The organism is Mesorhizobium sp. M7A.F.Ca.CA.001.08.2.1, assembly GCF_003998455.1.
Classification (GTDB): domain Bacteria; phylum Pseudomonadota; class Alphaproteobacteria; order Rhizobiales; family Rhizobiaceae; genus Mesorhizobium; species Mesorhizobium ciceri.
Window position 1 is genome coordinate 1 of record NZ_RZPW01000586.1, and the last position, 4,099, is coordinate 4,099.

Genomic DNA, 4,099 nt, shown 5'->3' on the forward strand with positions numbered 1-4,099 from the left:
AACAGATACCAGAACACCCGCGTGCCGGCAGCACGGCGCAGCGTCGAGAACGTATGCGCCAGAAAGTTGCCCTGTGACGCAGGCGGGGTCGGCGGCACATCGTCAGCCTCGGCGCCATAGCGCACCATGCCGATCGATGCCGGCCGCTCCGGCACCAGCAGCCAGACCAGCGGTATCAGGGCAGCGGTCGCGATCGCGACCGCAATGACAACCGGCTGCCAGCCGCCCGACTGTGCCAGAGCGGCGATCAGCGGCAGGAACACCAGCATGCCCGAGGCACTGGAGGCCGACATCAATCCCATGACAAGGCCGCGATTGGTCTTGAACCAGCGATTGACGATGGTCGCGCCGAGCACGCTGGCGACGGCACCGGAACCAATGCCCGAGAACACGCCCCAGGTGATGAACAGATGCCACGGCTTGGTCATCAGCAGGCTGAGCATGGTCGAGCCCGACATCACCACCAGCGAGGCGAGCAGCGTGCGGCGCAGCCCGATGCGCTCCATCAGGGCTGCGGCAAATGGCCCCGTCAAACCGTAAAGCAGAATGCCGACACCGGCGGCCAGGGAGATGATGTCGCGGCGCCAGCCGAAACTGTTCTCGAGTGGCAGCATCATGACCGAGGGTGCGGAGCGCAGGCCAGCCGCGACCAGCAGGCTGAGGAAGATGACGCCGACCACGACGAAAGCGTAGCGCTGGCCAAAGGGGCGAGATTGAGTTATCATGTTACTGACCGGTACGTTGCAGGGTGGGAACATGTATACGTACCGATCGGTAACATTGTCAATCGAGTCACACGATGCCAACCGACAAAAATATTGAACTGACCATCAGCGACGGTCATGCATCCGCTCCGCCGAAAGCCGCCAAGAAGATCCTCGATGTGGCCTATGACCTGTTCTACCGGCGCGGTATCAGGGCGATCGGCGTCGACGAGATCGTCAAGCGTGCCGGCGTCACCAAGCCCAGCCTCTACCGCAGCTTTCCGTCCAAGGACGAACTGGCCGCTTCCTATCTCAGGCAATATGACCGTGAATACTGGGAGCGCTTCGACGAAGCGGTCGCCGCTCATCCCGGCGACCCGCGCGCTCAGATCAAGGCTTTCCTGACCCGCATCGGCAAGCGCACGCAGGTGGCGGACTATCGCGGCTGCGGCATGACCAACGCGGCGGTCGAATATCCCGACCAAAGCCATCCGGCCCGCGTGGTCAGCGAGGCCAACAAGCAGGAACTGCGCCGCCGCCTGCGCGCCATGGCGGCTGCGATGGGCGCGCAAGACCCAGACACGCTCGGCGACGGCCTGCTGCTGCTGATCGAGGGGGCCTATATCAGCGGCCAGTTGTTCGGCCTCGGCGGTCCGGCGCAAGCGGTTGCCCGCAATGCCGACCTGCTGATCGAAGCCAGCTTGAAGAAATAGCGTTTGGCGCTACGCTGCAATGGCTTGCAACGGAGATTGACCGCCATGCGTGCCATTCTGATCCCGCTTGTTCTGGTCAGTCTCGGTCAGGCGGCGCAAGCCGACGGCATTTCCAGCGCCTACACCGATCTGGATTCGAAAACGGACTGCGTGACCTACGCGCAGGCAGAAGAAGGCGACGGCGACTGGGCCGAACTCGCCTGTTCAGGCTATCGCGGCTATCCCGTACTGATCGCCTATGACGACGCCCGTGAATCGCTGTTCTACGGTTTTCCGCCCGGCGGCGACATGACGACGGTCTGGGAAAGCTTTTCCGGCCTCAATTCGTCCGGAGCCAAAGTCGAATGGCGCATCGAAACCAAGGGCGACACGGCAGTGCCCTATGCCGTCATCCATCGCCGCTCGATCAGCAATCCCGAGGACGAGAAAAAGCCGACCGAGGTGCTGCTCGTCGCCAAGGTCGGCCAGATGGACGCCCGCGACGGCTGCACCGTCGGCCTGGTGCTGGCCACCGGCAATCCCGCCGCCAACGACCAGGCGCGCAAGCTTGCCGACGACAAGGCACGCACCTTCGCCTGCGGCAAGGACAGACACACCGTCATCGGCAAAGTGCCGGCCTTCGGCCGGGTCGACAACTGACGGATCGGGCTACTTGTTCGCCTTGGCCCGCTCGATCGCGTCGACGATCATCTTCTTGGCATATTTGGAATCGTGCCAGCCTTCGATCTTGACCCATTTGCCGGGCTCTAGATCCTTGTAGTGCTCGAAGAAGTGCTGCACCTGCTGGCGCGTAATGTCGGGCAGCTGAGTGTATTCGGTGACGTTCTCGTAACGCAGCGTCAGTTTTGGCGACGGCACGGCGATGATCTTCTCATCCTGGCCGGCATTGTCTTCCATGATCAGCACCCCGATCGGCCGCACGTTGATGACGCAGCCCGGCACCAGCGCGCGCGTGTTGCAGACCAGCACGTCGATCGGATCGCCGTCGCCCGACAGCGTGTGCGGCACGAAGCCGTAATTGCCGGGGTAGCGCATCGAGGTGTGCAGGAAGCGGTCGACGAACAGCGTGCCGGCCTCCTTGTCCATCTCGTACTTGATCGGCTCGCCGCCGATCGGCACCTCGATGATGACGTTGACGTCCTCAGGCGGATTCTTTCCGCTGGCTATGGCTTCAATGCGCATGGCTTAAATCCCTCTCTCGATGGACGATCGATAGCGGGCGGCGCGTCATGGTGCAATGCGGCGAATGGTGCTGGATGCGAATGGAACGCCCAATTGCCGAAAGGCCGAGTTGTCATTCCCAGACGAAAGCGACCTTCTTCAGCGCCTTCTGCTCGAAGATCTCGACGCCCTCGGCGACATCGCGGCCACCGGCGCCGGCATAGAAGGCAAGCGCGTTCTGGTTGTCCTCCAGCGCCCACACGACCATGCCTTTCAGCCCGTGATCGGCCAGCCGCGCCTTGGCCGCCGAAAACAGGCGGCTGCCGAGCCCGATGCCCTGATATTCCGGGCGCAGGTACAACTCGTAGATTTCGCCCTGCTGGCGCAGTTCACGGGCGCGGTTCTTGCCGATCGTCGCATAGCCGGCGATCTTGCCGCCGATTTCGACGACCAGAACGGTGGCGGCGCGGCGAATCGCATTCGCCCACCAGTCGGCGCCACGGCGGTTGATCATCGATGTCAGGGTCCGGTGCGGAATGATGCCGGAATAGGCGCCGCGCCAGGCTTCCAGATGCACCTCGGCGATGGCACTGGCATCGCGCGGGTCGGCTTTCCGGATGTCGATCGTCAGCGTATTCATGATTTGTTAACCATAAACCCGCATCGCCCGATTGCAAGGGTCCGGGCGGCCAGCCGGCTGCTTTCTCACAGGCGATCACCGCCCTGGTAAGGGGCCTTCAAGACTTCTGTGGAAAGGCTCAAATCTCGACGAGATGGTCGTCGAGCTCGTTGCTGTCGCCCGCAGTGACCGGGAAATGCTCGGCCAGCACCGCACCCACCAACTCGATCGCCTTGACGAAGCCGTCGGCAAGCCGGTCGTCGCCGGCATGCGCGGTAAGGTCGCGCACGACGCCGTCCCAGACATGCTGGCCGACCTTGGCGTCGATACCCGAATCGGCAACCACCTCGGCATAGCGCTCGGCGATCGAGACGAAGACCAGCACGCCGGTGCGCGCCGTGGTGCGGTGGACGTTGCGGGCGAGGAACTGCTTGATCGCGTTGGCGTGCGCCGCCTGGTAGCGCAGCCGCCTCGGCACCAGGTGGATGCGCATACCAGGCAGCGCCCACAACAAGGCCAGCACGCAGGCAAGCGCCAGGAGCTGGGCGAGGACGAAATGCGGCAGCCGGATCGACAGCCACCAGGCCTCCAGACCGTAGCCGACCGCCAGGCTGACGATCAGCATGCACACGGTCGCCATGAAGGCGGCCGGGAAGAAATAGCCGTCGCTGGCATGCGCCACGACACAGTAGATTTCGCCGTCGGTTTTCTCCTCGGCGGCGCGGATCGCGGTTGCGATGCGCTCATGATCCTGCGGGCTGATTGGTCGTGTTGCCATGATCTGTCTCACCAGCTTCCTGAAGAACCGCCACCACCGGACGAGCCGCCGCCACCGGAAAATCCGCCACCGCCGCTTGACCCCGAGGACCAGCCACTGCCCGAACCCGAAGCTGTCTCTTATA

The 4,099-nt window shown here is 63.5% G+C and carries 6 protein-coding genes; 2 read left to right on the top strand and 4 right to left on the bottom strand.

Going from position 1 to position 4,099, the window contains the following annotated elements; translation table 11 throughout:
- Positions 1 to 725 (bottom strand): MFS transporter (locus tag EN914_RS26830; RefSeq protein ID WP_164778931.1); only part of this gene is annotated, 725 nt, incomplete at its 3' end.
- Between the two features lie 74 nt (positions 726 to 799).
- Here EN914_RS26830 and EN914_RS26835 point away from each other — a divergent pair.
- Positions 800 to 1,417, top strand: a complete 618-nt coding sequence (locus tag EN914_RS26835) for a TetR/AcrR family transcriptional regulator (RefSeq protein ID WP_024504197.1) — start codon at positions 800 to 802, stop codon at positions 1,415 to 1,417.
- A gap of 45 nt (positions 1,418 to 1,462) precedes the next feature.
- The gene (locus tag EN914_RS26840; RefSeq protein ID WP_024504196.1) at positions 1,463 to 2,056 is read left to right on the top strand and encodes a hypothetical protein; all 594 of its coding nucleotides are present in this window, start codon (positions 1,463 to 1,465) and stop codon (positions 2,054 to 2,056) included.
- A 9-nt stretch (positions 2,057 to 2,065) separates the two neighbouring features.
- Here EN914_RS26840 and ppa read toward each other — a convergent pair whose 3' ends face one another.
- The 3 genes from ppa to EN914_RS26855 all read right to left on the bottom strand — a co-directional run bounded on the left by ppa (position 2,066) and on the right by EN914_RS26855 (position 3,975).
- Positions 2,066 to 2,599, bottom strand: coding sequence for an inorganic diphosphatase (gene ppa, locus EN914_RS26845; RefSeq protein ID WP_024504195.1), 534 nt, complete (start codon positions 2,597 to 2,599; stop codon positions 2,066 to 2,068).
- Between the two features lie 112 nt (positions 2,600 to 2,711).
- The gene (locus EN914_RS26850) at positions 2,712 to 3,218 is read right to left on the bottom strand and encodes a GNAT family N-acetyltransferase (protein WP_013528996.1); all 507 of its coding nucleotides are present in this window, start codon (positions 3,216 to 3,218) and stop codon (positions 2,712 to 2,714) included.
- Between the two features lie 118 nt (positions 3,219 to 3,336).
- The gene (locus EN914_RS26855; protein ID WP_024504194.1) at positions 3,337 to 3,975 is read right to left on the bottom strand and encodes a TPM domain-containing protein; all 639 of its coding nucleotides are present in this window, start codon (positions 3,973 to 3,975) and stop codon (positions 3,337 to 3,339) included.
- Positions 3,976 to 4,099: the final 124 nt, after the last annotated feature.

Excerpts from the sequence above, each read along its gene's own strand:
- EN914_RS26835 (WP_024504197.1), top strand. The coding sequence starts at position 800 with ATGCCAACCGACAAAAATATTGAACTGACCATCAGCGACGGTCATGCA.
- EN914_RS26840 (WP_024504196.1), top strand. The coding sequence starts at position 1,463 with ATGCGTGCCATTCTGATCCCGCTTGTTCTGGTCAGTCTCGGTCAGGCG.
- ppa (WP_024504195.1), bottom strand. The coding sequence starts at position 2,599 with ATGCGCATTGAAGCCATAGCCAGCGGAAAGAATCCGCCTGAGGACGTC.
- EN914_RS26850 (WP_013528996.1), bottom strand. The coding sequence starts at position 3,218 with ATGAATACGCTGACGATCGACATCCGGAAAGCCGACCCGCGCGATGCC.
- EN914_RS26855 (WP_024504194.1), bottom strand. The coding sequence starts at position 3,975 with ATGGCAACACGACCAATCAGCCCGCAGGATCATGAGCGCATCGCAACC.